Annotated in this window: 22 protein-coding genes; 13 read left to right on the forward strand and 9 right to left on the reverse strand. The window is 61.6% G+C overall.

All coding sequences use genetic code 11. The features are described 5' to 3' along the window. Positions 1 to 231: 231 nt before the first annotated feature. Positions 232 to 1,227, forward strand: a complete 996-nt coding sequence (locus tag EG19_RS10675) for a putative CRISPR-associated protein (RefSeq protein ID WP_081800122.1) — start codon at positions 232 to 234, stop codon at positions 1,225 to 1,227. 9 nt (positions 1,228 to 1,236) lie between these two features. On the opposite strand, the gene cas6 is transcribed toward EG19_RS10675, so the two are convergent. Beyond that, positions 1,237 to 2,085: a CRISPR system precrRNA processing endoribonuclease RAMP protein Cas6 gene (gene cas6 / locus EG19_RS10680; RefSeq protein WP_038050281.1), complete on the reverse strand. Its 849-nt coding sequence runs from the start codon at positions 2,083 to 2,085 to the stop codon at positions 1,237 to 1,239. A gap of 90 nt (positions 2,086 to 2,175) precedes the next feature. Here cas6 and EG19_RS10685 point away from each other — a divergent pair, with 90 nt between their 5' ends. Continuing rightward, entirely contained in the window at positions 2,176 to 2,640 is a 465-nt protein-coding gene (locus tag EG19_RS10685) for an FKBP-type peptidyl-prolyl cis-trans isomerase (protein ID WP_038050282.1), read from the forward strand. Positions 2,641 to 2,758: 118 nt separating this feature from the next. Further along, a complete protein-coding gene (locus EG19_RS10690; protein WP_038050283.1) occupies positions 2,759 to 3,526 on the forward strand; it encodes an energy transducer TonB in 768 nt (255 codons plus the stop codon). 263 nt (positions 3,527 to 3,789) lie between these two features. Here the strand turns inward: EG19_RS10690 and EG19_RS10695 are convergent, their stop codons facing one another. After that, positions 3,790 to 5,838, reverse strand: coding sequence for an alpha/beta hydrolase family protein (locus tag EG19_RS10695; protein WP_038050284.1), 2,049 nt, complete (start codon positions 5,836 to 5,838; stop codon positions 3,790 to 3,792). A 92-nt stretch (positions 5,839 to 5,930) separates the two neighbouring features. On the opposite strand from EG19_RS10695, the gene EG19_RS10700 reads away from it, so the two are divergent. Continuing rightward, positions 5,931 to 7,055 carry a metallophosphoesterase gene (locus EG19_RS10700; RefSeq protein ID WP_152544043.1) on the forward strand — a complete coding sequence of 375 codons (1,125 nt, stop codon included), beginning with the start codon at positions 5,931 to 5,933 and terminating at the stop codon, positions 7,053 to 7,055. Here the strand turns inward: EG19_RS10700 and tpx are convergent. Then, positions 7,052 to 7,576, reverse strand: a complete 525-nt coding sequence (tpx, locus tag EG19_RS10705) for a thiol peroxidase (protein ID WP_038050286.1) — start codon at positions 7,574 to 7,576, stop codon at positions 7,052 to 7,054. The two genes, EG19_RS10700 and tpx, sit on opposite strands and share 4 nt — an antisense overlap. Positions 7,577 to 7,842: 266 nt before the next feature. Here tpx and EG19_RS10710 point away from each other — a divergent pair, with 266 nt between their 5' ends. Genes EG19_RS10710 through EG19_RS10720 form a run of 3 tightly spaced genes read left to right on the forward strand, consistent with a single transcriptional unit; the run spans position 7,843 to position 11,229 of the window. Then, entirely contained in the window at positions 7,843 to 8,496 is a 654-nt protein-coding gene (locus EG19_RS10710) for a succinate dehydrogenase cytochrome b subunit (RefSeq protein WP_038050287.1), read from the forward strand. A 13-nt stretch (positions 8,497 to 8,509) separates the two neighbouring features. Continuing rightward, positions 8,510 to 10,423: a fumarate reductase/succinate dehydrogenase flavoprotein subunit gene (locus EG19_RS10715; protein WP_038050288.1), complete on the forward strand. Its 1,914-nt coding sequence runs from the start codon at positions 8,510 to 8,512 to the stop codon at positions 10,421 to 10,423. Positions 10,424 to 10,437: 14 nt separating this feature from the next. After that, positions 10,438 to 11,229 (forward strand): succinate dehydrogenase/fumarate reductase iron-sulfur subunit, encoded by a 792-nt coding sequence (locus tag EG19_RS10720; RefSeq protein WP_038050289.1) that lies wholly within the window; start codon positions 10,438 to 10,440, stop codon positions 11,227 to 11,229. 62 nt (positions 11,230 to 11,291) lie between these two features. Here EG19_RS10720 and EG19_RS10725 read toward each other — a convergent pair whose 3' ends face one another. Then, positions 11,292 to 13,274, reverse strand: coding sequence for a hypothetical protein (locus EG19_RS10725; RefSeq protein WP_038050291.1), 1,983 nt, complete (start codon positions 13,272 to 13,274; stop codon positions 11,292 to 11,294). A gap of 176 nt (positions 13,275 to 13,450) precedes the next feature. Beyond that, positions 13,451 to 13,933, reverse strand: a complete 483-nt coding sequence (locus EG19_RS10730; protein ID WP_038050293.1) for a GAF domain-containing protein — start codon at positions 13,931 to 13,933, stop codon at positions 13,451 to 13,453. Positions 13,934 to 14,013: 80 nt separating this feature from the next. Here EG19_RS10730 and lpdA point away from each other — a divergent pair, with 80 nt between their 5' ends. After that, the gene (lpdA, locus tag EG19_RS10735) at positions 14,014 to 15,417 is read left to right on the forward strand and encodes a dihydrolipoyl dehydrogenase (RefSeq protein ID WP_038050295.1); all 1,404 of its coding nucleotides are present in this window, start codon (positions 14,014 to 14,016) and stop codon (positions 15,415 to 15,417) included. Positions 15,418 to 15,453: 36 nt separating this feature from the next. Further along, on the forward strand, positions 15,454 to 16,857 hold the full coding sequence (locus EG19_RS10740; RefSeq protein ID WP_038050297.1) for a dihydrolipoamide acetyltransferase family protein: 1,404 nt from the start codon (positions 15,454 to 15,456) through the stop codon (positions 16,855 to 16,857). Between the two features lie 156 nt (positions 16,858 to 17,013). On the opposite strand, the gene EG19_RS10745 is transcribed toward EG19_RS10740, so the two are convergent. Then, positions 17,014 to 17,484, reverse strand: coding sequence for a DUF6036 family nucleotidyltransferase (locus EG19_RS10745; RefSeq protein ID WP_038050298.1), 471 nt, complete (start codon positions 17,482 to 17,484; stop codon positions 17,014 to 17,016). 309 nt (positions 17,485 to 17,793) lie between these two features. Here EG19_RS10745 and EG19_RS10750 point away from each other — a divergent pair, with 309 nt between their 5' ends. Together EG19_RS10750 and EG19_RS10755 are read left to right on the forward strand one after the other, a co-directional pair. Beyond that, a complete protein-coding gene (locus EG19_RS10750) occupies positions 17,794 to 18,777 on the forward strand; it encodes a helix-turn-helix transcriptional regulator (protein ID WP_038050299.1) in 984 nt (327 codons plus the stop codon). 115 nt (positions 18,778 to 18,892) lie between these two features. Beyond that, positions 18,893 to 19,813, forward strand: a complete 921-nt coding sequence (locus EG19_RS10755) for a hypothetical protein (RefSeq protein WP_038050300.1) — start codon at positions 18,893 to 18,895, stop codon at positions 19,811 to 19,813. A gap of 82 nt (positions 19,814 to 19,895) precedes the next feature. On the opposite strand, the gene EG19_RS10760 is transcribed toward EG19_RS10755, so the two are convergent. Beyond that, a complete protein-coding gene (locus EG19_RS10760; protein ID WP_038050301.1) occupies positions 19,896 to 21,143 on the reverse strand; it encodes a hypothetical protein in 1,248 nt (415 codons plus the stop codon). Between the two features lie 261 nt (positions 21,144 to 21,404). Beyond that, positions 21,405 to 21,725 (reverse strand): hypothetical protein, encoded by a 321-nt coding sequence (locus EG19_RS10765; RefSeq protein WP_038050302.1) that lies wholly within the window; start codon positions 21,723 to 21,725, stop codon positions 21,405 to 21,407. A gap of 17 nt (positions 21,726 to 21,742) precedes the next feature. On the opposite strand from EG19_RS10765, the gene EG19_RS12895 reads away from it, so the two are divergent. After that, positions 21,743 to 22,222, forward strand: a complete 480-nt coding sequence (locus EG19_RS12895) for a rhodanese-like domain-containing protein (RefSeq protein WP_081800124.1) — start codon at positions 21,743 to 21,745, stop codon at positions 22,220 to 22,222. Continuing rightward, on the forward strand, positions 22,219 to 22,683 hold the full coding sequence (locus tag EG19_RS10775; RefSeq protein WP_053335232.1) for a MauE/DoxX family redox-associated membrane protein: 465 nt from the start codon (positions 22,219 to 22,221) through the stop codon (positions 22,681 to 22,683). Before EG19_RS12895 ends, EG19_RS10775 begins: the two co-directional genes overlap by 4 nt. 51 nt (positions 22,684 to 22,734) lie before the next feature. Here the strand turns inward: EG19_RS10775 and EG19_RS10780 are convergent, their stop codons facing one another. Continuing rightward, on the reverse strand, positions 22,735 to 24,312 hold the full coding sequence (locus tag EG19_RS10780) for an FAD-dependent thymidylate synthase (RefSeq protein WP_152544044.1): 1,578 nt from the start codon (positions 24,310 to 24,312) through the stop codon (positions 22,735 to 22,737). Between the last annotated feature and the right edge of the window lie 43 nt (positions 24,313 to 24,355).

Genomic DNA, 24,355 nt, shown 5'->3' on the forward strand with positions numbered 1-24,355 from the left:
GCCCAATGATCTGCCCGTATGGCAAGTTCCAGCTCCTTTTGGGGAACGTCGTCCAAGTGCAACACCTGCCGCAAATCTTTAACTGCTTCCTCGTGTGGATCGGGGCCACGCATGAGGATAAGAGCCTTTTCGGCAGGGTCATGAGTCCAGGCAACGAGCTTTATGCGCCAAATGTTGCTATTTCCTCCCATCATGGCCTCCTAACGGTTATAAGTTCCAATAGAGCCGTTCATGCCAGTCCTAACCTCCTTTCTCGTTGTTGCCGCAAGCGGGGGCGGCCAAAAGCGGGCTTGGAAACGAACCACTTGGTGGGACACAGACTATAATAGTAGGTGGATGGACAAACGTCAAGGGGGTGACATGCGGGATACATTGGTGGCCACGATTGGAACTTCCGTACTTACGAACTTTCAACAGCTTGCGTCAGCTCAGAAATTTGAGACGTGGGCATCCTTCCAGCCGGCAGGCGAGCAACCAGGCTTGCGGGAGGCTGAAAGCCTGCTGAAAGAAGCCGCCCACGACTTGGCCAAAGAACGACCCGAGAATGCGGCAAAGACGCTAAATAACCTCAGATTTCTTCCAAGGGTGCTGGGGGCAGAGGTGGCAAGCCTCTCCGCGCTGCTGCAGGAGCCCCCCTACGGCGGCCTTAAGCAAGCGATTCTCCTTCATTCCGACACCCATGACGGTGCCTTAGCCGCAGAGTTTCTTGCCCACTTCTTCCATATTCGCTTTGGCCTCCATGTCCAGCCTCGCCGAGTGTTGGAACTTAGGGACGACGTACCCGGGGTTTTTCGCACGTTCGGGCTTCGTAACCTGGTGAAGGAGTTTGCCCGGACCGTTCAGGATTTTGGCGCTGGCCGCTTGGTTTTCGATGCCACAGGCGGTTACAAAGCGCAGGTCGCCCTGGCGGTGGTGGTTGGTCAGGCTTTTGGGGTTCCGGTGGTCTACCGATTTGAGCGGTTTTCAGAAATTATTGAGCTTCCGCCTCTTCCTTTCACTTTGGATTTGGAGTTTTTCTCTTCCGTGAGAGCTCTGCTGGAAAAGGACAAGATAACCAGCCACGATTTAGCCAGCGCCCTGGGTCAACCGCTCACCGATGCCAACCCTGCCTTTGCGCGGCTGTCCGTGGCTTTAGCCGGGCCGGATGGCAACAACGAATACACCCTTTCGCCCATGGGCCAACTCATCCTAGAACTTTTCAAGCTGCGGGAACGAAATGTCTTATGACGGTAGGGCTTAAGCTTCAGGAGTTGGTTCCCAGGCGACTTCCCCAAACCCCATGGTGGTGAGCTTTCCCAAACCCAAAGCCGGCAAAAACCGCAGCCAGGGCCAGGCAAAACTCCATTCCCCGGCAAATTTCAGGGCGCCTTGCAGACCGCCCAGGCGCATAAAGCGTTGCTGTCTTTGAGAGTAGCGTCCCATTTCCACCCAACGGACCGAGGCCGAAGCCACCGTTACGTGGCGGGCCATGTACATTTGCTGTTGGGGAAATGAAAGCTCCACCCCGCACCACGAACGTGCCGCCAAGCGAACTTTGCGCTGAGCGGAGGCAAACACCTGGGAAAAGCTGGGGGCTTGGGTAATGATCGTGCCGCGCTCCTGCAAACGCACGGGGCTTTTGAGCTCCAGCGTGAGGTTCGAGTCCCACCGATCCGGGGCTAGCCTTTCAAACGCGGTCTCATCTTTTCCCAAGACCGTAACCCGGAACCTTTGCCGCCCCAGGCCGCGAAACGCCGCGCTCTCAAGCGCCAAAAGGAACGCCTCCGTAAACTCAGTAGCTTCCCCGAACAGCCGGAAATTTGCCTGTAAATGCGAATCGGCCACATTCACCGTCAGCCGCCAGGGTGGGAGCATCCCGGAGTCCCCTCCCTCCTCAGCTGCAGGGGCAAAAAGCCGGGCAAAAACGCAGCCGGGAAGGTGGGAGCGTTCGCGGCAACGACAGAGAAGAAAACGAAGCGCTCTCCCCAGGCCACCCCTGATGGTGCTTGCCCACCACCGTTCTTCTAAGGCCCGGAAGTCTCTAGGGACGAGCTGGGTGCGTAGGGTCACCACAGGTAAGGCCAACAGCCGCTCCCAGTCCTCCATGCCGGAAGTATACGGGCCTACCAGGGTGTGTGCTACACTCAGCGAGACCTGCTCGGGAAAAAAGCCCAGGTGGGTTAGGAAGGGTGAAGTATGAAGATTGCACAAGATATGGCGGTAACCTTGCATTACACGGTCAAGGGCCCGGACGGGCAGGTCCTGGATTCCAGCTTGGACCGGGAGCCTTTGCAGTACCTGCACGGGCATGGGCAGATCATCCCGGGCTTAGAACAGCAGCTGGAGGGGGCAGAAGTCGGCAGCAGCTTGGAAATCCACGTACCTGCGGATCAGGCCTATGGGCCCAAGCATCCCGAGCTGGTTTTCCCTGTCCCGCGGGCGCAGTTTGACCCCGAGGTCTCGCTGGAGCCGGGAACCCAGGTGATGACCCAGGGCGAGCATGGGCCTCTGGTGCTCACCATCGTTGGCGTCCAGGACGATAGCGTGCTTTTGGATGCCAACCACCCCCTGGCGGGCATGGACCTGGATTTCTCCATTCAGGTGGTTTCGGTGCGGGCCGCAACTCCTGAAGAGCTTGCCCACGGCCACGTGCACGGATAAAGGCAAGACGCCATCACCTGCTCAGTGGGATCTTTTTTGACTGAAGCCGTGAGGGCGCGGCTTTAGTAAAAAGTTGAGGTTTAGCTTTCGCTGTTAAAATGACTGGCGGGAGCTGCGTATGGCACGTTTCCTTTCGGCCTTTTTGGCGATTCTCGTTTTCATTTTGTGGTCGCAGGGGCCAGCTTCTGCCGAAGATCCCAACGCATGGTTTTCGCGGTACCGAAACGAACTCGAGGAGCTGGCCGCGTTGAGTCGGGAGCCGGGAAAGGCGGAGGACGGTCTTTCCCGGGCACAGTCGTTCATCCGGCGCCTCATGGCACAGGAAGCCGGACAGGGCCCGCAGTGTCTCGTTTATGCCCGGGTGCTGCTGCTTAAGGCCATTTTTGAAGGCGAGCTGGACCGATGGGATGAGGCGGTGTGGGATTATCAGGTGGCGGTGAATTTGGATCCAGCCGTGGCTGACTTTCAATTCACCGATTACCCCAACTTAGCTTCCCGCTTTTTCCAGGCTCGAGACGAGCAGGCAAAAATTCGCAATGCGGTTTCCTCCGGCTCCGAGCTCGTGGTTCTTCGGCCGGAGGGTGTGAGCAGTGTGCCTGCGTTAACGTTTCGAAAGGCCAAGCACGTGGACCCCGAATACCCCGTGGCGTTTCGGAAAGCAAACCTCGGAGCTTCCGTTGAGATTCACATCGTCATTGATGAAAACGGCGCCCCTGGTACGCCTGTTTTTTCCGGCGACTGCGCCGTGGCTCCTTTCTACGTAGCTGCCGCGGAAGCTCTCCGCCAATGGCGTTACCACCCGATCACCATCGAAGGGCAAAAAGCCGCGGTCCTCACGAAAACGCGTACGGAGTTTTCGCTGCATCCCGGCGGCGATTTGCCATAGCGGCAACGTCGCAGAAGTGAAAAACCGAAAACGCGGGAGCTGCACTCCGGCACCGCTTTTGCAATAAGCGGGGATAGCCGCCGCGGGAGCGGCGGCCCCACATCTGACGCGGGGGGCCGCTCGCACCCACCCAACCCTCCGCTCGCTTAGCCCCNNCGGGAGCGGCGGCCCCACATTATTCCCGGCGGTACCCCATTAATTGTGGAGGCCCCGCATTTTCCGCGGGGCCTCACATTTCTTGCGGTAAGCGGAAATTTGCTGCGCTACCGCTTCAACCACTGGTCAAGCCAGCCGAGGACCGTTTCGTGCCAGAGGATGGAGTTGTGGGGCTTCAAGACCCAGTGGTTTTCGTCCGGGAAGTACAAGAATTTCGAGGGAATGCCCTTGCGCTGCAACAGGGTGAAGGTGGAAATTCCCTGGGTATCAACGACCCGGTAGTCTCTTCCGCCGTGAATGACCAGCATGGGCGTTTTCCAGTTGGCGGCCAGCTCAATGGGGTTGTGCTTGCGGTAGCTCTCGGGGTTTTCCCAGGGTGTGCCGCGGTGGTCCCACTCGGGAAACCACAGCTCCTCGGTGTCAAAGTAGGCCATGCGCTCGTCCAGGTTGCCGTCGTGGCACACCAGGCACTTGAAGCGATCGGGAGCCTTGCCGGCAATCCAGTTGATCATGTAACCGCCATAGGACGCACCGAGAGCACCCACGCGGTTTCCATCCAGAAAAGGGTACTTTTTAAGCGCAAAATCCAGGCCAATCATGAGGTCTTCAAAAGGCTTGCCGCCCCAATCGTCGTTGATGGAGTCGGTAAACGCCTGGCCGTAACCGGTGGAACCGTGAAAGTCAATCATCACCGCGGCGTAACCGGCACCGGCGTAGGCCTGGGGGTTCCAGCGGTAGTGGAAGTCGTTGCCAAAGGAGCCCTGGGGCCCGCCGTGAATCAGGAAGGCAACCGGGTATTTCTTGTTGGGGTCAAAGTCCACGGGGTACACGATGTAGCCGTAAACCTCATCGCCGTTGGCCCCGGTGAACTTGAACTGCTCCGGTTTGCCGAAACGGGCCTTGGCAACTTTGGCGTCGTTGAGGCGTGTAACCCTCTGAATATCGCTGCCGTCGGCTTTTACGGTGTAAAGCTCGGTGGGACCCAAAAGCGAGTTCATGCCGTAAAGCAGACGGCCATTGCCCAGATCTTGAACATCGGAACAGGTGCCCTCCCCCACCACGATGCGGCTTTGCCCGGTGAGGATGTCCACGGCAAAAACAGCCTTTTGCCCCAGGTGATCGGCGGTGCAGTACAGGGTGCGGCCGTCCCTGGACCAGCGAAGCTCAGCCGGGGAGCGATCGCCCCGGGGTGTGTCGTCCACCCGCACCACGATGCGCTTTTCCCGCTGCGTGACCAGATCCCGCAGCACAATGTCGAAGCGATCGGCTTCGTAGCCCGCCCGGCTCATGGCCAGGTAAGCCAGGGCCTTGCCGTGAGGGGCAAAGCGGGGCTGGGTATCCCACGCCGGATTGGTGGTGATTTTCTTGGGCTTGCCAGGGTTGGCCAGGTCAACCCAGAAGAGGTCAAAGTTGGTGGACCAGGCTTCTTCCCGACCCACGTCCTTGGCTGAAAACACCAGCACCTTGCCGTCGGGGGAAATCGCGAATTCTTCGCTGCCCCCAAAGGGGCGGGATGGGCAGTCGGCGTCCATGTCCTTCATGACATCCCAAAGCGACCCATCCGCCAGCCGGTAGACGAAAAGGTGGTTGCGGCGACCATCCTCCCAGGAATCCCAGTGACGGATGAACAGGCGATCAAAGATCATGCCGGTGGCTTTTCGCTTTTCCTTTTCCTCCAGGCGCTTTTGGGTTTCTTCCGGCGTGGTGCCCGGAAACACCATCATGGAAAACACCAGAAAATCGCCGGTGGGGGAAACCTCCAGGGCGTCCACATCCAAAGGCGCGTTGGTCACCTGCTCGGCCTCCCCGCCCTCCACCGAGATCTTCCAAACCTGCTGGGAGCCCGATCGCGAGGAGACAAAGTAAATCCACTTGCCGTCGGGGCTCCACCGCGGTTGGCTGTCAGACGCGGGATGGGTGGTGAGCCGCCGGTGAAAGGTGCCGTCAGTGGCGGCCAGATGAATATCCGTGCGACGCTTGTTGTTTTCCAGGTCGGTGACGGAAACGGTGAAGGCCACGAGCCGCCCATCCGGGGAAACTCGCGGATCGGAAATGCGATCCATGGCGAGCATGTCGTGAACCGAAAAAGGATGCGTGGCTTCAGCGCTTGCCATGGTCACCCCCAGGGTTGCCGCAAACAAGAGTCCCAGCCACATGAACACCTCCCGCCCGCTGTGGGGCGTCTCCATCCTAGCGCAGGGAGGGGTGAAGCGGAACACTCAAGTATGCGGCCCGTAAGATAGGGCGTATGACGAGCGGGAGGATTGCCGTGTTTTTGCTGACGGTTTTGACGGTCTGGAGCTTCATGCACCTTTACACCTTCTGGCGGCTGGCCAAGCTGCCGTGGCTGGCCACGGTCCCCCGTTGGGCCTGGTGGGCGGCCGGTTTGCTCCTCTGGTTTTCCTACCCCTTTGCCCGTTACCTGGACCGCAACGGCATGAGCTCGGAGTTTGCCCGCCTTCTGGAGCTTTCGGGCGCGGTGTGGCTGGGAACGCTTTTCTTGCTGGTCACCGCGCTTTTGGCCAGCGAGCTCCTCACGGCCTTTGGCCTGTGGAAGGCGGCGGTGGTGCCGGTCCGCACCGGATCTCTGGCGCTTGCGGCACTGCTTTCGGTGGTGGGTATCGTGCAGGGAAACCGCACGCCCCGGGTGGAAAGCCTGGAGGTGCAGTTACCCCAGCTTCCGCGAGAGCTGGATGGGCTGCGGGTGGTGCAGCTTTCCGATTTGCATTTGGGAACCATCCTGCGGGAGGGCTGGCTTTCCGCTCGTCTGGCGCAAGTCCAGGCGCTCAAACCCGACCTGGTGGTGGTAACCGGCGATCTCATTGACGGCAACGCCCGGCACGTGGAGCGTCTCCTGCCGCTTTTGAAAGAACTCAAGGCTCCTCTGGGCGTGTACGCGGTGACAGGCAACCACGAGTTTTACGCGGGGCTTGAAGCGAGCGTTCAGCTCTTCCGGGATGCGGGTTTTACCGTGCTCCGCGACCAAAACGTGGAGGTACGGCCGGGCCTGGTGGTGGCCGGTGTGGACGATCTCACCGCCCGCCGCCAGTACGGCATTAACCATCGTGCTGTGGAAAAGGCGTTGGCGGGGCGACCGCCGGGAGCGTGCGTTTTTCTTTCCCATACGCCCTGGCAGGTGGAGGAAGCCGCGCGTCTGGGCGCCGGGCTCATGCTTTCGGGTCACACCCACGACGGGCAGATCTGGCCGTTTTCTTACCTGGTGCGGCTTTCCTACCCTTACGTGGGCGGCACCTACCAGGTGAAGGGGCTCACCCTTCACGTCAGCCGCGGCACCGGCACATGGGGGCCCCGGCTTCGCCTGTGGAAGCCCGGGGAGATCACGCTCATAACCCTGCGTTCGCCCTCCAGCTAGGAAGCCAGAGCCCGACGGGCGGCTTCTAACGCCGCGTCGTAGTTGGGTTCGTGGCTGGTGTCGGGCACGAGCTCCTGATAGACGATGTCCCCATGGCGGTTGATAACCAAAACCGCCCGCGCCAAAAGCCGCGTTTCCTTGACCAGCAAGCCGTAAGCCAAGCCGAAGCTGGCATCGCGGTGGTCGGATAGGACCTCGAGGTTGGCAATGCCCTCGGTGGTGCAAAAGCGGCTCTGGGCAAAGGGCAGGTCCATGGAAATCACCAGGATCCTGGCGTCTTCCCCCAGCTCGCTGGCCCGCTGGTTGAAGGTGCGCGCTTGCGTGGCGCACACCGAGGTGTCGAGAGAGGGCACCGAATTGATGACCACCACCTTGCCGGCCACATCCCGCAAGCTAAAGGGGCTTAAATCCCGGCGGAGAACCGTGAAGTCCGGGGCCTTTTCCCCCACCTGAACGCGATGTCCAAGCAAGGTTAAAGGTTTGCCTCTCGATGTAATCAAGCCAACGTGTTCTTCTGCCATGGCAGCTCCTCCGCTATTAAGTCTACCCACTCCAAGACGCACAACCCGTCCCCGCCAACGGTTCATTCCTTGGCGCTGCCAACGCAAAACCTTGGACAAGGAACCCGGGGCTTCGTGGCGCGCTGCTGACGGTGCACTTGTGAAAGTTCTTGCTTTGTCGTGGAAGCGGGCTATACTGTACGGCCATGCGGGGAACCGCGTCTCCCACCATTCCAAACAACGTCGTATCGGCACCCTCTGCGCTGGGGGCTGAGGAAGGAGCCATCATGAAGGTCTTGAGCTTTTACTCCACCACCGTGGGCAAAAAGCTGGTCATGGCCGTCACCGGGCTCATCCTGGCCGTGTTTGTGCTGGGTCACATGGCCGGGAACCTGCAAATCTATCAGGGCCCGGAGAAGCTCAACCACTACGCCCAGCTCTTGCGCGTGTCCATGCCGTTGCTGTGGACCGTGCGTTTGATCCTGCTGGTGTCGGTGGTGCTCCATATTGTGGCCGCGGTGCAAGTCACGCTGCAGAATTGGCGCTCCCGGCCGCAAAAGTACGCGGTGAGCGCCTACCAAGAGGCCGACATCGCCTCACGAACGATGATCTGGGGCGGATTGGTGGTGGCGGCGTTTGTGGTGTACCACCTCCTGCACCTAACTTTTGGAACGGCGCACGGTGATTTCAAACCGGGAGACGTCTACCACAACGTGGTGAGCGGCTTCCAGGTGCCCTTGGTGTCGCTTTTTTACATTCTGGCCAATATCTTCTTGGCCCTCCATCTCTACCACGGCATGTGGAGCTGGTTCCAAACGCTGGGGTTTTCCCACCCCAAGTACAACCGTGCCCGCCGCGTGTTTGCCACGGTTTACGCGGTGGTGATTGCGGTGGGCAACATTTCCATCCCGGTTTCGGTGCTGGCCGGCTGGGTGAAGTGAGGGAGGCACTGCCATGAAACTGGATCCGCGCATTCCCGCAGGACCCCTGGAACAAAAATGGACCCGTTACAAGAACACCTGCAAGCTGGTAAGCCCGGCCAACAAGCGCAAGTACTCCATCATCGTGGTGGGAACCGGGCTGGCTGGCGCTTCCGCGGCCGCTTCTTTGGCCGAGCTTGGGTACAACGTTAAGGCCTTCTGCTACCAGGACTCCCCCCGCCGCGCCCACTCCATTGCCGCTCAGGGTGGCATCAACGCCGCCAAGAACTACCAAAACGACGGGGACAGCGTCTATCGGCTGTTTTACGAAACCATCAAAGGCGGCGACTTCCGCTCCCGGGAAGCCAACGTTTACCGCCTGGCTGAGGTTTCGGCCAACATCATTGACCAGTGCGTGGCGCAAGGGGTGCCTTTTGCCCGGGAGTACTCGGGGTACCTGGCCAACCGCTCTTTTGGTGGTGCTCTGGTGTCCCGCACCTTTTACGCCCGCGGGCAAACCGGCCAGCAGCTCCTGTTAGGCGCCTATTCCGCCTTGATGCGGCAGGTGGGTCTGGGGCAAGTCAAGCTTTACCCCCGCACCGAGATGCTCGATTTAGTGGTGGTCAACGGCCAGGCCCGGGGCATCATCGTTCGCGATTTGGTAACCGGAGAGATTTCCGCCCACGCCGCCGATGCGGTAATTTTGGCCACCGGCGGCTATGCCAACGTGTTTTACCTTTCCACCAACGCCAAGGGAAGCAACGCCACCGCCATCTGGCGGGCCTACAAGCGCGGGGCCGGCTTTGCCAACCCCTGCTTCATGCAGATTCACCCCACCTGCATTCCGCAATCGGGGGAATACCAGTCCAAGCTGGTGCTGATGTCGGAATCGCTGCGCAACGATGGTCGCGTTTGGGTTCCCAAAAAGAAAGGCGACACCAGAAAACCTGCGGATATCCCCGAAGACGAGCGCGATTACTACCTGGAGCGCATGTACCCCTCCTACGGTAACTTAGCCCCCCGGGACATCGCCTCCCGGGCCGCCAAACGCATGTGCGATGAGGGCTACGGCGTGGGCCCCGGCGGTCGCGGGGTTTATCTGGACTTTTCCGATTCCATCCGCCGGTTGGGCAAGCACGTGATTGAAGAGCGCTACGGTAACCTCTTCGAAATGTACGAGCGCATTACCGGCGAAAACGCCTACGAAACCCCCATGCGCATTTACCCGGCGCCCCACTACACCATGGGTGGGTTGTGGGTGGACTACGAGCTGATGTCCACCATTCCCGGCTTGTTTGTGGGCGGCGAGGCCAACTTCTCCGACCACGGGGCCAACCGCTTGGGTGCTTCCGCGCTCATGCAGGGTTTGGCCGATGGCTACTTCATCCTCCCCTACACCGTGGGCAACTACCTGGCCAACACCAAGCTGGAAAAGGTAGACACCTCGCACCCGGCTTTCCGCGACGTGCAAAAAGAGGTGGAAGAGCGCGTCAAGAAGCTCCTGGCGGTCAACGGCAAGCGCACCGTGGATGAGTTCCACCGCGCTCTGGGCAAGATCATGTGGGACCTGGTGGGGATGTCCCGTAATGAAGCTGGCCTCAAGGAAGCCCTGGTGAAGATCCGGGCCCTGCGGGAGGAGTTCTGGCAGGACGTGCGGGTACCCGGGGATGCGGCCGATCTCAACCAGGAGCTGGAAAAGGCCGGCCGGGTGGCCGATTTCTTTGAGCTCGCGGAGCTCATTGCCCTGGACGCCCTGGAACGGCGGGAGTCCTGCGGTGGCCACTTCCGCGAGGAGTTCCAAACCCCAGACGGCGAAGCGCAACGGGATGACGCCAACTTCGCCCACGTGGCGGTTTGGGAGTTCACCGGTGATGACAAGCCCCCACTTCGCCACACCGAGCCCTTGGTGTTTGAGGTGGTGGAGCCGGCGCAGCGCAGCTACAAGTGAGGGAGGGAGGTACCATGAAGCTCATCTTGCACGTTTGGCGACAGAAGGGACCAAACCAGCCTGGAAAGTTCGAAAAGTACGAGCTTGACGATGTCAACGAGCACATGAGTTTTCTGGAAATGCTCGATGTGTTGAACCAAAAGCTCATTGCCCAGGGGCAGAAGCCAGTTGCTTTTGATCACGACTGCCGGGAGGGCATTTGCGGGGCCTGCAGCATGGTCATCAACGGCATTGCCCATGGACCGCAGCGGGCCACCACCACCTGCCAGCTCCACATGCGCCACTTCAAAGACGGCGACGTGATTTACATTGAGCCCTGGCGCGCCAAAGCCTTCCCCATCATCAAGGACCTCATCGTGGACCGCTCGGCCTTTGACCGCATCATTTCCGCCGGCGGCTTTATTTCCGTACGCACTGGCTCCGCTCCCGAGGCCAACAGCGTTCCCGTGCCCAAGGATGTGGCGGAGCTGGCCATGGATGCCGCCGAGTGCATTGGCTGCGGTGCCTGTGTCGCCGCCTGCCCCAACGGCGCCGCCATGCTGTTCGTGGCCGCCAAGGTTTCCCACCTGAACTTGCTGCCCCAGGGGCAACCGGAGCGCTTCACCCGCGTAAAGGCCATGGTGGAAGCCATGGAGCGCGAGCAGTTTGGTTCCTGCTCCAACCACCGGGAGTGCGAAGCCGCCTGCCCCAAGGGCATTTCCATTTCCTTCATTGCCCGCATGAACCGCGACTACCGCAAAGCCCTGTGGAAGACCGTGGAGCACCAGGGGGGAAAGGCCGAGGGCATTTCGCAATTTCGGGGCTAAAGCTTTTTCGGCAAAGCGATGCGTTCGCAAAGCACCGGTCCACCATCGGGCCGGTGCTTTTGCTAAGGGCCTTCCCCATGCCTGGGACGTAAGAGCCTGCGGGGTGGGTTGGCAAGCGAAAGCTCAAAAACACCTCCACCCTCCGTGGCAGCCAGGAGGGAGAGAGGCCGTTGCGGCTCAGCCAAGAGCTTTTTGACGTTCCGGCAAGTCAAACCCGCGTTCAGGCCCACCCAGGTTTGCCCGCCATCGAAGCTGATCGCTACCCCGGCGTCAAAAGTGCCGACCACAACCAGCTCTCCGCGATTGCCTGCCAAAACCACCGAGCTCAAGCGGGCGTTTCCCAGGCCCGGCACCAGGGTAAAGCTCTGGCCACCGTCGTTGCTGACCCAAAGCCCCCAAGCTGTGGCCGCGTAAATCCGCTCGGGGTCTTCTGGGCTAAAAACGATAGAGCTCACCGCGCCCCGCTCCCCGGGCAACTGCGCGGCAATCCAACTGCTCCCGCCGTTGGTGCTGCGAAAGATCTCACCGTTGGTACCGCCGGCAAGCAACAGGTGTGGCCTCTGGGGGTGGACGGCCAGCACGCTAACCTCCGGGACCAATGGGCCACCTTCGTACCACTCCAGTGGCACCTCCGAAAGCTCCACCCAGCTCTCGCCGCCATCGCCACTGGCGAAAAGGGTCATTCCCCGGGCCAGGTACACCTTGTTCCCATCCTGCGGGTCCAGGGCCGCAGCGGTGATGTGGACAAACTCCGCCGGGGTCTTGATAGACCAGGAGCTACCGCCATCCACGCTTTTCAGGAGGCCAAGCCCCTGCACCGCAGCGTAAATCGTGCGGCTGTTGTCCGGATCCAGCAGCAATTCCACGCCTGTCCGTTGCCAGTCCAACGGCCGAACTGGGGTCCACGACCGTCCGCGATCGTCGGTCTTCCAAATCGCTCCTTTACCGTAAGGGTCTTCCCGGGCGATGCAGTAAATCGTCTGGGGGTTCTGGGGGTCCACCGCCACCGCATCCACTGTGGTCGCCGACAGGCCTTCAACGGCCAGTGTCCAGGACTTCCCGCCGTTGGTGGTTCGATAGAAGCCCGTTTGGGTGCCCGCATAAACGGTATCCGGCCGCCCAGGGTCCACCGCTAGCGCTTTTACCCAAATGCCTTGCATCCCCAGGTTGGCCCGCTGCCAGTAGCTCCCCGCGTTTTCCGTCTTGTAAACGCCTCGCACTGTTCCGGCGTAAAGGATGTCCGGTTTTTTGGGGCTTTGCGCCAGACACCAGACGGTCTCCCAGCCCAGACCATCGGTGGCAGCAAACCAGGTTTGGCCGCCATCGGTGGACTTCTTCACCCCGCTGTACCCCCCAACGTAAACCACATTGGCGTTCCTCGGATCCACTACCAAAGCCCAATTGGCCGGGCTGGTCAGCGCTGTAATTTGCCAGCTCCACCCGCCGTCCACGCTTTTCGCCACCCCGCTCACGCTTGCGGCGTACACCACCCGGGGGTCCGAGGGTGCAAACGCGAGCCCTTCCAATGACCACCACTGAAACCAACTGGGGACCTTCAGCCAGGAGGCGCCAGCGTCGTTGCTCCAAAAGATACCGGTATTGTTACCGGCAAGAAGGTGGGCGCTTTGCCATGGATCCACCGCCACCGCATCGATCGCCTCCCGGCCTAAGCCTTCGCCAACGGAAAACCAGGTTTTGCCCCCATCGGCAGACTTGAAAAGCCCCGCCACGGTGGCTGCGTACATAACCCCGGGGTTCTCGGGATCGAAAACCAAACCTCGGATGTTCCCGGCCTCAAGCCCAGAGGAGGAAGGTCGCCACGAACGGCCCCCATCCACGCTTTTGAAGATGCCGCCGTTCTCGGTGCCGGCAAAGACCACCTGGGGGTTCCACGGATCCACGGCCACCGTCGTCACCACCCCACCAAAGGGCCCCAGGGGTTTCCACTGGGGCGAGGCAGCGAAAGCCCCCTGGCAAGCTGCCAGAAAGCACAAGGGAGAAAGCCAGCTTTTCGTCCAGCGAGCAGCCAGGTTTCGCGTCACCATCGGCGTCCCCAACCTCACTGGATGTACGACCGAAACCCGCGGCTCGTTTATCCCCGCAGCGTGCACGTACTAAGCGCGCCCCGCGGAGATGCATCCGCACAGGGGTTTTTATTGCCCCTGGATCACGGCCTGCCAAGACCCAACGCGCAGTCTTTCGGGCTTTCTCAGTCAGGGACTTACTGGTAAATCATGGCCACCAGGCGGGAGAGCCACTCCCCGTCCACCTCGTCGAAGTTCGCGGGTTTCCAGGAGTCCACATCCAGGACCCCCACCACCCGGCCGCTTCCGTCGCGGAGCGGCACCACGATTTCCGACCGGGAACGCGGGTCGCAGGCAATGTGTCCGGGAAAGGCGTGAACATCGGGAACAATGACCACCTCCCCGCGATCCACCCCGGCCCAGCATACCCCCTGATGAGGGGGAAGCCAGAGGCAGGCCAGGGGGCCCTGATAGGGGCCTACCACCAGGTCCGGTTCAGCTCCAGGCTGCTGGGGCTCGCGCAGCAGGTAAAAGCCGGTCCAGGAAAAACCGGGCATCTTGTGGTGTACCAGAGCCACCAAAGTGGCCATCCGGGCAATGGGGTCTTTGGTTTTAACGAAAAGCTCGGAAAGCTGCTGAGCGATGCGGCGGTAGCGTTTTTCCTTGCTCTCTGCGTCCATCCGTCCCTCCCGACACCGAGTCTCAAGGCCTGTTAGAATACCTTGCCTCCGCCGGAAGCGGAAGGTGGAAGGAGACGGTTATGCCTGAAGGCTCGTGGGACGTGGTGGTCATTGGGGCAGGACCGGGGGGTTACGTGGCAGCCATTCGCGCCGCCCAGCTCGGCTTAAAAACCCTAGTGGTGGAAAAGGACCCGTTTCTGGGCGGTACCTGCCTGCATCGCGGTTGCATCCCCACCAAAGCCCTGCTCCACACCGCCGATCTCCTGCAAAAGGCGCGAGAAGGGGAAAGCTTTGGCGTGCGCTGCCAAAACGTGGAGCTGGACCTGGGCGCCGCCCACGCCCACAAGCGCAAGGTGGTGAGCAAAAACGCCAAAGGCATTGAAGGGCTCTTCAAGAAAAACCGCGTGCAATGGGTGCAGGGCACCGGCAAGATCCTGGGGCCGGGTCGGGTGGAGGTGCAAAAGGGAGACGGCAGCAGGGAAACCCTGGAAAGCCGCTTCGTTCTGCTGGCCACCGGCTCCCGCTGTGGCGATCTTCCCCACGTGAAGGCCGACGGCGAGCGCATCATCAACTCCGACCACGCCCTGGAGCTCGCCGAGGTTCCCGCGAGGCTCCTGGTGCTGGGTGCCGGCGCGGTCGGCATGGAGTTCGCTTCGATTTTTTCCCGTTTTGGTTCAAAGGTCACGGTCATCGAGCTTCTGGATAGGGTCCTGCCCCTGGAAGACCCCGATGTTTCCAAGGAAGTGGAGCGGGCCTTCCGCAAGCAAGGCATTGCCTGCCATACCGCCACCCGCGTGGAAGCCGTGGAGACCGGCGAGTTTGGTGTGCGCCTGTGGGCTAAGAACGCTGCCGGTGAAGAGGTTCAGTTTGAAGGGGACAAGCTGCTCCTGGCCGTGGGCCGCCAAGCGGTCATTGACGGTGTGGGTCTGGAAAACACCCAGGCCAAAGTGGAAAAGGGCCGCGTGCAGGTTGATGCTTACTATCGGGCGGATGCCCCCTGGCTTTACGCCATTGGCGACTTGATCCCTACCCCCTGGCTGGCGCACGTGGCTTCCATGGAAGGGGTGCTGGCGGTGGAGCACATGGCCGGGAAAAACCCGCCCACCATCAACTACAACCAGGTCCCCAGCTGCACCTACTGCTACCCGGAAGTGGGCTCCATTGGCCTCACTGAACCACAGGCCAGGGAAAAGGGCTACGAGGTGCGGGTGGGCCGTTTCCCCTTTAGCGCTTCGGGCAAGGCCGCCATTCTCGGGGAGAGCCTCGGCTTTGTGAAGATCGTGGCCGATGCGCGCTACGATGAGATCCTCGGCGTGCACATCGTGGGTCCCCACGCCACCGAGCTCATCGCTGAAGCTGAAGCGGCGCTCCGTGGTGAGCTCACCGCCGAGGAGCTGGCCTGGACCATCCACGCCCACCCCACCCTGCACGAAGCCATTCACGAGGCCGCCGAGGGGGTCCACGGAATGACGATTCACATTTAGGGGTTTGGGCAGAGGGGCAAAAAACGGGAGGTTTGTATGCCGGTCAACGTCGTCATGCCACAAATGGGCGAATCCATTGCCGAAGGAACCATCGTGAAGTGGTTCAAAAACGAAGGCGAGCCCGTCAAAAAGGACGAGCCGCTTCTGGAGATATCCACCGACAAGGTGGACGCCGAAGTTCCAGCGCCAGCGAGCGGCGTCCTGGCCAAAATTCACTACGGTCCCGGTGCCACCGTCCCGGTGGAAACGGTGATTGCCGAAATTGCCGCGGAAGGTGAGGCGGTGGCTGCTACCCCGCAGCCTGCGGCTGCCCCTGAGGCAACGCCAGCGGCAGTGCCGAAAGCCCAAGCTGAAGCTCCCGCCCCTGCGCCACCGGCTGAAGAGCCCTTTGCCCGCGAGCTAACACCGGCCCCTGCGGCCCCAGAAGGGGAGGTTTTCCCGGCAGCAGCGCCGGTTCCGGCTGAGCCGGAAGCCAGCGAGGCCGCGCTTTTGCGCCGTCGCTCCTCGCCGCTGGTTCGGCGCATTGCCGCGGAGCACGGCATTGATCTGGCCCAGGTCCCAGGAACGGGCCTACACGGTCGGGTCACCAAGGAGGACATCCTCAGCTACATCGAAAAGCAAAAGGCAAAGCCAGCCGCGCCTCCGGCTCCACCGGCGGCAGCACCCACACCGGCGCCCGCCCCGGCCGCTCCCCGTCCGGCTCCCACCGTACCCGCCGCACCCACCTTTGCCGGCGAGGAGTACCGCGAGCCCATGAGCATCATGCGCCAGCGCATTGCCGAGCACATGGTGGCCTCCCGCCGCACTTCGGCCCACGTGCAAACGGTGTTTGAGGTGGACGTGAGCCACATCGTGCGGCTGCGGGAAAAGTACAAGGACGAGTGGGAACGGCAGTACGGGGTCAAGCTTACCTACACGCCGTTCTTCCTGGAAGCGGCCATTGATGCCCTCAAAGCCTTCCCCGTTTTGAACGCCTCCATTGACGGCAACGACATCGTTTACCACCGGCACATCAACCTGGGCGTGGCCGTGGCTCTGCCCCACGGGCTGATCGTTCCGGTGATTAAGCACGCCGAGGAGCTCTCGCTGTTGGGTTTGCAGCGGGCCCTGACCGATCTTGCCACCCGCGCTCGCAACAAGCAGCTCAAGCCCGAAGAGGTGCAGGGCTCCACCTTTTCCGTCACCAACCCCGGTCCTTACGGCAACCTCTTCGGCTTGCCCATCATCAACCAGCCCAACGTGGCCATTCTCTCCATCGGCAACATCCAGCGCCGACCGGTGGTAATTCGCGATGCCATGGGGCGTGAGGGTATCGGTATTTCCGATGTGGTTTACCTCGCCCTGTCCTTCGACCATCGGCTCATTGACGGGGCCGTGGCGGACCAGTTCATGGCACACATCAAGGCCTTCATCCAGGAGGGCAGGTTCTCGCTGGCGTAAAGGGGGTCAGGACTCTGCCGGAACGCCAGGAAGGGCTTGCCCTCAGCCCTGGCCAGAGGCACCGGGTGGGCGCCGGAAGGGCAGCGGTTACGCCCACCTGGAGCCGAGTAACCTCTGAAAGGCGCCCGAGCAAGTAAAAAAAGCGTTGGCCTTGGCTTAGCGTGACGGCTTTTTGGGGCCCTGTCTTTGCAGCAAGCGCTCTAACCGCTTAAGGTCCGGCAGGTCTTTGTCCGCGCGCCCCGTGGCTCTTTTCATGGCAACAAGGTCCTCCACGCTAGCAAAGAACGTGGGCACACCTGCAAAAGTGCCGGGTACTTTGCGCGCGAAGACCTCCTCCCAGCTTACTCCAGGCACCCTGGAATGGACTTCCACTCGCAAAAGGCCACCAAAGGAAAAGATATCGCCGCTTATAAGCTCTTCGGGGGAAAACTCGCAGCGAAACCCGCCCCATTTTTCCAGGGCCCTGTGAACCTTTTGCGCGTTTTCCAGCGTAGGCTCGATAAGCACGTCAATGTCACGGGTGGTCCGGTACGGCACGTGAAAAACCACGGCCATGCCGCCGATGACCACGTAAGCCGCGCCTTCGCTGTTGAGCGCAGCCAGGAAATCGGCAAAGTCTTGCACCATCGGCGAATCCTCTTTCCACCCAGAGTTGCCACACCGCCTGGCAGAGGGCTAAAGCCGCTGCCATCCGTTCCTCAGGCCCGGCATTGAGGGCATCTTCAACCTCCCGGTTGATGATTTCCTCCTCGCTGGTCTCCAGCGCAAAACGCCGCTGACCAGCTCGAAGAGAAGCTTTCCCCGTCGGATCAGTGGCCATACGGGTACGTTACCACAGGAGCGGGGGTTTCGCTGCCCTGCGAAAACCGCATCCCCGCAAGCCCGCGTGAAAAGCTCGCGGTAAACTTCAACGCCATTTCAGCGCATAATAGCGCCGTGGTGTTTGCCGATGCGCTGAGCAAAGCCTCCCGCCTGGTGGAGCTGCAAATCCTCTTTGCCCGCTCCCCGCAAAAGACCTTCCGTACCAAAGAGCTCGCGGGCCGGTTAGGGGTGGCCCCCCGCACCGTGCGCCAGTACCTCACCGAGCTTTCCACCACCGGTAAGCTACCCATCTTCCACGACGGCCGTGGCTGGCGCCTGGTACCCCACGCCCGCCTGGAGGTGGGGCCGCTGAAGTTTGAGCTTTCCGAGGCCACCGCCGTGTACCTGGCGGCGCGCTTGCTCCTCCGGCACAGCGATGAGCCCAACCCGGCGGTGCGGGAAGCGGTGCGAAGGCTTTCGGTGGTGGTTCCCGAAGATCTCGGCCGCTTCATGGAACACCTGGCGGAACGGACCTCCGCCGACCCCCAGCACCCCTTTGCCGCGGCTTTCCGGGCTTTCGCGTACGGTTGGGCGCTGCGACGGGTGGTGGACTGCGTGTACCACCCGCTGGGTCGTCCAGAGCCCTTCCGCTGCCGTTTTCACCCCTACCTTCTGGAACCGGCCCTTTGGGGCCTTTCCCTTTACGCTGTGGGCTTTTCCGAGCTGCACGGGGCCATCCGCATCTTCAAGCTGGAAAGAGTTCAGGCTGCCACCGTTACGGAGGAGAACTTCCCCACCGTGGAAATGAAGGCGCTTTTGGACAAGCTGGAGCAATCCTGGGACGTCTGGCTTGCCGATGAAAGCGACGTGGTGGTGAGGCTCCGCTTCGATCCCGAGGTTTCCCGGATCGTCGAGGAAACCCGCTGGCATCCCAGCCAGGAAAACCGCCTGCTCCCCGACGGCTCGGTGGAGGTGAGCTTCTTCCTCACGCCTTCGGTGCCGTTTGTGAACTGGATCCTCTCCTGGGGTGCCCACTGCCAGGTCCTGGAGCCTCCAAGCCTGCGAGAGGAACTCGCCAGCACCCTCCGCCAGGCCGCCAAGCTCTACGAAGCCCCGTAACAGGGCATTCCCCTGCCCTCCCCAATCTGTCTTCAAGCTGAACGCCAACACCGAAGAAACCGGGCACGTATTATGCCCCGCCTGCGCTCACATTAACACCCGAAAGGAGGGCAGCATGAGAGCTTACGGCCGTTTCCTTTGCTTGCTTTTTTCCCTTTCCCCGGGCCTTCTCGCCAGCACCAGCCTGGCGAGCACCTACCTTTTCAATTTCCACTATTTCCCCATTGTCGCCTTCGGGGCGGGGAAAGGCGGCAGTCAGTGGGTCACGGAGGTGAGCATCACCAACCCGCAAAGGGTGCCCATCACCGTGGCTCATCGCCTGTCCTACAACGGTTACTACTACGAGCGGTTTGATACCGTGCCGGCGGGCAAAACCGTCCGATGGGATAACTACCTCCAGCAGTTCTGGGGCCTTACCGGGAACGCCGGCTTGTACCTCAAGGCCGACCCTAGCTTCAACGGCAACCTAGATTCCGACTGCTTGGCCTTTGCCGCTTCGGTGAAGATCTCCAACGTTGGCAGCCCCAGCGGCTCGTTCAACATGGACGTTCCTTCGGTGGACGTGCTGGCGGATTTCCTGGGCAGGTGGGTGGCGTATTTTTCCGGCATCCGCCACTTCGGACAAGCCGGAGTAAGCGGGTACCGAACCAACGTGGGCATCTGGAACATCGGTTCCACTGCAACCCTCAGGGCCACCCTTTACGACAACGAAGGCAACATGCGGTGGCAGCAGTACATCACCGCCGAACGCCATAAGTCGTTGCTCATTCCCCTGCCCGACGGCATCAGCCTGGATTCCGGGACCCTGGTGGTAGATCCCATGGGGCAGTTTGTGGACGCGGTGGTGTACGTTTCGGTGGTGGACAACAAGACCTCCGACGGCCTGGTCCGCACCCCTCAGACCCAAAGCCCCGATGACATAGCTAAGTGTGGGGGCGTACGACTGCAGTCGCTGGCAACAGGTCCCGAACGCCCCACAACTCCAGCGGAAGCCGACCGGCGTTTGGAAGCCGTGTTCTTCTTCGGAAATCCGTAAGGCGCTAACACGTCAGGGCAACCCGCGGGGAGGTGGAGGCACAACACCTCCCCGGTTTTTTTCATCGCAGAAAAAAGCGGTTTCAGCGTAAAGTTGCAGCCAAGGGTAGCCACGCCTCGGGAAGCTCCGGCTCCTTCCCCGTCCACCTCCAGCTCCAGGAGCTCCCCGCCTGCGTGACCTCCAGGGGCAGGCCACGGCAGGGCCCGCGGTCAAACGTTATCGTGCCCGCCGCTGGCCTTTTTCGCCCCAGGCGCGCCAGGAGCACCTCCCGGGTGAGGCTGGCGTGGACGTGGAGGGCTTGCAGACGGGTCAGGGCGCTCCGGAGGTTGGGGACAAACCAGGTGGATTCGGGATTTTCCATCCAGCCGGGTGCACGCAAAGGCTCTTCCGCCTGAGACCCGCCTAAGCAGGGCTTTTCACGAGCGATCCTGGCAAAGGCCAGAAAAAGCTGGCTGCCCTGGGCGCAACGGGATTTTTGCCAGGGGTCAAAGAAGCTTTTCCGTTCCTCTTCCGGGAACGGCGGGCACCTGAAGGCAAAAAGGTACGCCTCGGAGACGAAGGATCGCTCCAGCTTGGGCGCGACGTCGAGCCCTTCAAGCCAGTCCAACCAGGAAGTATCGGGGTTGGCTAGCTGGCGAATGCCGGTGACCACCAGGCGGGTCATGTGCATGCCCACGAGCACCGAAATGAGCTCCGAACGGTCAATGAGCGTTTGCGCCAGCCGCCGCACGGCCAGAAGATCCTGTTGCGCCACGGTTTGGTTGTTTTGCTGGATGTTCCACAACACATCGGCAGCCAGAATGCGGACCACCGCCAGCGAGGTGAGCAGGTTGGGCACCGGTGCCGCCCAGCCGGCGGATAGGTCCTCTTCCCAATGGGGAGCGGGGTCGTTCAACAGCAGATGGCGAAGCGTGGCGATGTGGTCTTGATGGCTTTGCAGAAAAGCCGCCACCTCTTGGGGCGCAACCCCCTCATCACCCCGAGAAGCCCCCAGCTGCTTTTCCACCCATTTTGAAAGCGCGGGCCGTACCGCCGAAAACTGCTTTTCTGCTTCTTCAGGAATGCTCTTCGCAAGCTCCGAAAAGCGTGGAGAGCTCTTGGGAGCCCAGTTGAGCCCCAAAAGCGCCGCTTCCCTTTCAAGCTTTAAAGCGGTTTCGTTGGCCGGCGAGGCCAATCGCCTGGACATTTCGCCCGCCAACTGTGGGTAGGCTTCGAGCCAGGCACGCCGGGCTTTGGAAAGCTGCCAGGAGCTCCAAATCCACCAGCAAACCACGGCTCCCACCAGCAAAACCAACAAAACCGTTGCAATCCACCGCAAGCTCCGTGTCATCCTCTTCTCCTTTCCCGTTTTTCGCCTTTCCTTCACGAGCAGCTGCTCTTGCCAAAGATTTTACTGGTGCCAGCGTCAATCCGTTGGTCAGCGGGACTTTGAGGGCCTACGGGTCGGGGGCTGCAGGGAGACGGGCTTCATCAAAAAAGGACCACCCGCTTGACCCGGACGGGCAGTTGCGTTTGGCCTGGCCCGCCGTAAAAAACCGTCCGGTTGCTTCTGGACGTCAGGAACCCGCGGAGAAAGGAGTGGCGAAAACCCCTAGCGAGCGCCCTTGGCGAGGAGGCGGGGGTCGTCCCGCCACCCCCCGGGCAGGCTGGTGGGGGCGTCCCAGCGGGGGTGCAGCTTGCCCTGGGCGTCGCGGTGGCAGGAAAAGCAGTCGTCGCGCAACGGGTGGTCCTCGGGACGGGGGTGTTTTTGTCCGTAGCCGTGGCAGGAAAGACAGCGGATCTCGGGCAGGTCTATCCCGTGATCGGGGTCGCTGGGCATTTTGGGCGCGCGGTCGGAAGCCAGCAGCAACACCGCAAAGACTCCCAAAAGCCCTAAAAACAACGCCAGACCCCAGCGTCCGCGCTCAGGCATGTGCTAACCTCTCCCCCATGCGACGGGTGTTGCGGGAAGCAGCCTTGATTCTGGCGGCGGTGGCGGTGGTGGGCACCGTGGCAAACCTCCTCCCCGCCCGGCGTATCGCCTGGTGGGGCCAAGGGCAAGAACCACCCCGCGCCGGCCAAGATTTCCAGCTGCTCGATGTGGACAGCGCCCACGTCATGTGGGAAAGCTTACCCGGAGTGCTTTTCGTGGATACCCGCACGCCAGCGGAGTTCCAGGCCGGGCATCTCCCTGGGGCCGTTCGGCTGGAGCTCACGTCGCTTAAGGAGATGTTGACCCCCGAGCTCCGGGAGAAGCTTTCGCAAGCGCAAGCGGTAATCCTCTACGGAAGCTCGGCGGAAGCCGACATCGAGCAGCTTTTGGCCCAGGCGTTGCGCCGGGAGCTGCCTTCCCTGCCGGTTCCTTACGTGCTTACTGGCGGCTTTCCGCTTTGGCAGGCGGCCGGTTTCCCAGTGGAGGAAGGGTCATGAGGTTTTTCCGAAACCCCTGGGTTCACCGTGTTCTCGCTTGGGTTTTGGGGGGGATTTTTCTTTACGCGGCGGTGCCCAAGGTGCTGGACCCCCGCCCGTTGCTCACGATCATTTGGGGTTACCGCATTCTCCCGGCCGGGCCCATTAACCTCGTGGCCATTTACATGCCGTGGCTGGAGCTTTTTGTGGGGCTGGGGCTTTTGACGGGCTTTTTGCGGCGAGGGGCGGCGTTCTGGGCGTTTTTCCTGCTTTCGCTTTTTGAAGTGGCGCTTTTGGTGAACGCCTTTCGCGGCGTGAACGTGGCCTGCGGCTGCTTTTCCCAATCGGCCGAGGACGTGCACAACGCCTGGTTTCTGGTGCTGCGCGACCTCCCCATGTGGCTTGCCGCTGGGGTTTTGCTCTTTTTCGAGCCAAAAGCCAGCGAATCACCGGCAACGGCCGAAGGCCAATTGGCCGGCTAAAAAGGCCGGAACGGAAATTTCAAAGCTCGAAAAGCCCACCGTGGAGGGCAGCTAAATGAGCCGGCGGTAGTCCTTCCGCTGCAGCCGCCATACGGGAATCCCGCAGAAACGATCCCCCTCCGGGCAAATGGGGGTTTTGCCGGCGGCTTTGCGAACCGCACAGGGTGGCAAAAGGAAGCGGCCAATTTCCGGGTCCACCGCGGCAATTTGCTCCGCTTCCTCCCACGAAGCTTGCCAGATTTCCTCCTGGGCGTTGTAGCAGAGGCGCATGCGGTGCTTGTGGTGGAGGTTTAAGAGATCGGCAGACTCCACAAAGCGGATGGCCAGGGCGTTGGGCAAAAGGTAAAGCGCGTGCTCACGGCTTGCCCCCGCCCGCAAGAGCTTTTGCGCACCTTCCCAGGCGCGGCTGACGGCATCCTCAAAGAGGGAAAGAGCCTTCCCCCCAGCGTGCTGCACGAGCTTGGGCACCACCACATCCGGTTCTTCATCCACCACAGCCCAGAGCAGCGGGCGGGCGGCGGGCGTCATGCGATGGCGCTGGTCCTGGGAGTCGGCGGCGTGGGAGAGCTTCTTGGCAAAGGTGTAATGGGCGTGGTGCAGGGCCCGGGAGAGCTTGGAAAGCGTGGTGAGGTTCAGCTCCTCGCCCAGCAAGGTGTTGCGGCTGGGGTCCAGCACCAGGCGGATGGCCTCCGTGGTGGGAAGCTGCGCTTCCGTAACCCCCAGCACCGCCCGCACCGCAGCCGCTACGGCTTCCTGGTTTCGCTGTCCCCAGCTCATCAGGCGGGAGGAAAGCCCGCCCAGCTGGCGGTCAAACTCCTCCCGAAACGCCGCCGGTTGCGGGCTTGCGCTGTGAAACTCCAAAAAGCAGCGGTACTCCGGGGTTTCTTCCAGGGCAATGGGCTCCTGGAAAAGCTTCTCCAGTGTGGGATCCCACCGGAGGGCTTCCGCCACCATGGCTTCAACCACCGCGCGGGTTTCCTCCGGGACATCGGCCTGGGCGCACAGGCGGCGGTAGCGGAACAACGTAAGGCAGGAAATGGTGTGGTAAAGCGAGGTGAGGGTGGCCAGGGGCAAAACCGCCCGCGCCACCTCCTGGGCTTTCCGCTGGGTTTGCCGGGCTAGCCTCTCCGGGTGTCGCTTCCAAGTGGGAAAGCGGGCGAGAAGCTCTGCTTCGGCAATGGGCGAAAGCGCTTCCACCAGCTGCCGGTAAGCCGCATGCAGGTGGGCCACGGTGCTCTGGTATTCGGCTTTGGCATTTTCCGGCAGCGTGGGCGGCTCGTAAACTGCGTCCTCCGCCACCGGCACGTACCTCTGGGACACCTGCTCGGAGTTGGCAAAGGGATGGGCGTGCAGGAAGGACCACACGAACTGCCGGGAAACCCCTTCAATGGCAAACAAGAAGTGCGCGTGCTGAAAGGTGGTGTGGTGGCCGGCCAGGTAAAGGGATTGGGCCAGCTTGTCCCGCCGGGCTAACGCCGCCTGCCGGGCCTCTTCCTCGGCCAGGTGCTCCCCGGGCACTTTTGCCGGCGGCACCAGCTGCGGCGAGTAGCAACTGCGAGCCGCCGCCACCGCCACATCCACAGGACGGGGGAACGCGGCCACCAACCTCACTTGCGCGGGTATCGGCACCGGCGGATTGTACAACGCTCCCCGAGGTACCCGCTCAAACTTT

This window comes from Thermoanaerobaculum aquaticum (genome assembly GCF_000687145.1).
Taxonomy (GTDB): domain Bacteria; phylum Acidobacteriota; class Thermoanaerobaculia; order Thermoanaerobaculales; family Thermoanaerobaculaceae; genus Thermoanaerobaculum; species Thermoanaerobaculum aquaticum.

Excerpts from the sequence above, each read along its gene's own strand:
- EG19_RS10720 (WP_038050289.1), top strand. The coding sequence starts at position 10,438 with ATGAAGCTCATCTTGCACGTTTGGCGACAGAAGGGACCAAACCAGCCT.
- EG19_RS10760 (WP_038050301.1), bottom strand. The coding sequence starts at position 21,143 with ATGACACGGAGCTTGCGGTGGATTGCAACGGTTTTGTTGGTTTTGCTG.
- EG19_RS10695 (WP_038050284.1), bottom strand. The coding sequence starts at position 5,838 with ATGTGGCTGGGACTCTTGTTTGCGGCAACCCTGGGGGTGACCATGGCA.
- tpx (WP_038050286.1), bottom strand. The coding sequence starts at position 7,576 with ATGGCAGAAGAACACGTTGGCTTGATTACATCGAGAGGCAAACCTTTA.
- EG19_RS10710 (WP_038050287.1), top strand. The coding sequence starts at position 7,843 with ATGAAGGTCTTGAGCTTTTACTCCACCACCGTGGGCAAAAAGCTGGTC.
- EG19_RS12895 (WP_081800124.1), top strand. The coding sequence starts at position 21,743 with ATGCGACGGGTGTTGCGGGAAGCAGCCTTGATTCTGGCGGCGGTGGCG.
- EG19_RS10700 (WP_152544043.1), top strand. The coding sequence starts at position 5,931 with ATGACGAGCGGGAGGATTGCCGTGTTTTTGCTGACGGTTTTGACGGTC.
- EG19_RS10755 (WP_038050300.1), top strand. The coding sequence starts at position 18,893 with ATGAGAGCTTACGGCCGTTTCCTTTGCTTGCTTTTTTCCCTTTCCCCG.
- EG19_RS10775 (WP_053335232.1), top strand. The coding sequence starts at position 22,219 with ATGAGGTTTTTCCGAAACCCCTGGGTTCACCGTGTTCTCGCTTGGGTT.
- EG19_RS10685 (WP_038050282.1), top strand. The coding sequence starts at position 2,176 with ATGAAGATTGCACAAGATATGGCGGTAACCTTGCATTACACGGTCAAG.
- EG19_RS10715 (WP_038050288.1), top strand. The coding sequence starts at position 8,510 with ATGAAACTGGATCCGCGCATTCCCGCAGGACCCCTGGAACAAAAATGG.
- EG19_RS10765 (WP_038050302.1), bottom strand. The coding sequence starts at position 21,725 with ATGCCTGAGCGCGGACGCTGGGGTCTGGCGTTGTTTTTAGGGCTTTTG.
- EG19_RS10740 (WP_038050297.1), top strand. The coding sequence starts at position 15,454 with ATGCCGGTCAACGTCGTCATGCCACAAATGGGCGAATCCATTGCCGAA.
- cas6 (WP_038050281.1), bottom strand. The coding sequence starts at position 2,085 with ATGGAGGACTGGGAGCGGCTGTTGGCCTTACCTGTGGTGACCCTACGC.
- EG19_RS10675 (WP_081800122.1), top strand. The coding sequence starts at position 232 with ATGCCAGTCCTAACCTCCTTTCTCGTTGTTGCCGCAAGCGGGGGCGGC.
- EG19_RS10745 (WP_038050298.1), bottom strand. The coding sequence starts at position 17,484 with ATGGTGCAAGACTTTGCCGATTTCCTGGCTGCGCTCAACAGCGAAGGC.
- lpdA (WP_038050295.1), top strand. The coding sequence starts at position 14,014 with ATGCCTGAAGGCTCGTGGGACGTGGTGGTCATTGGGGCAGGACCGGGG.
- EG19_RS10730 (WP_038050293.1), bottom strand. The coding sequence starts at position 13,933 with ATGGACGCAGAGAGCAAGGAAAAACGCTACCGCCGCATCGCTCAGCAG.
- EG19_RS10725 (WP_038050291.1), bottom strand. The coding sequence starts at position 13,274 with ATGGTGACGCGAAACCTGGCTGCTCGCTGGACGAAAAGCTGGCTTTCT.
- EG19_RS10690 (WP_038050283.1), top strand. The coding sequence starts at position 2,759 with ATGGCACGTTTCCTTTCGGCCTTTTTGGCGATTCTCGTTTTCATTTTG.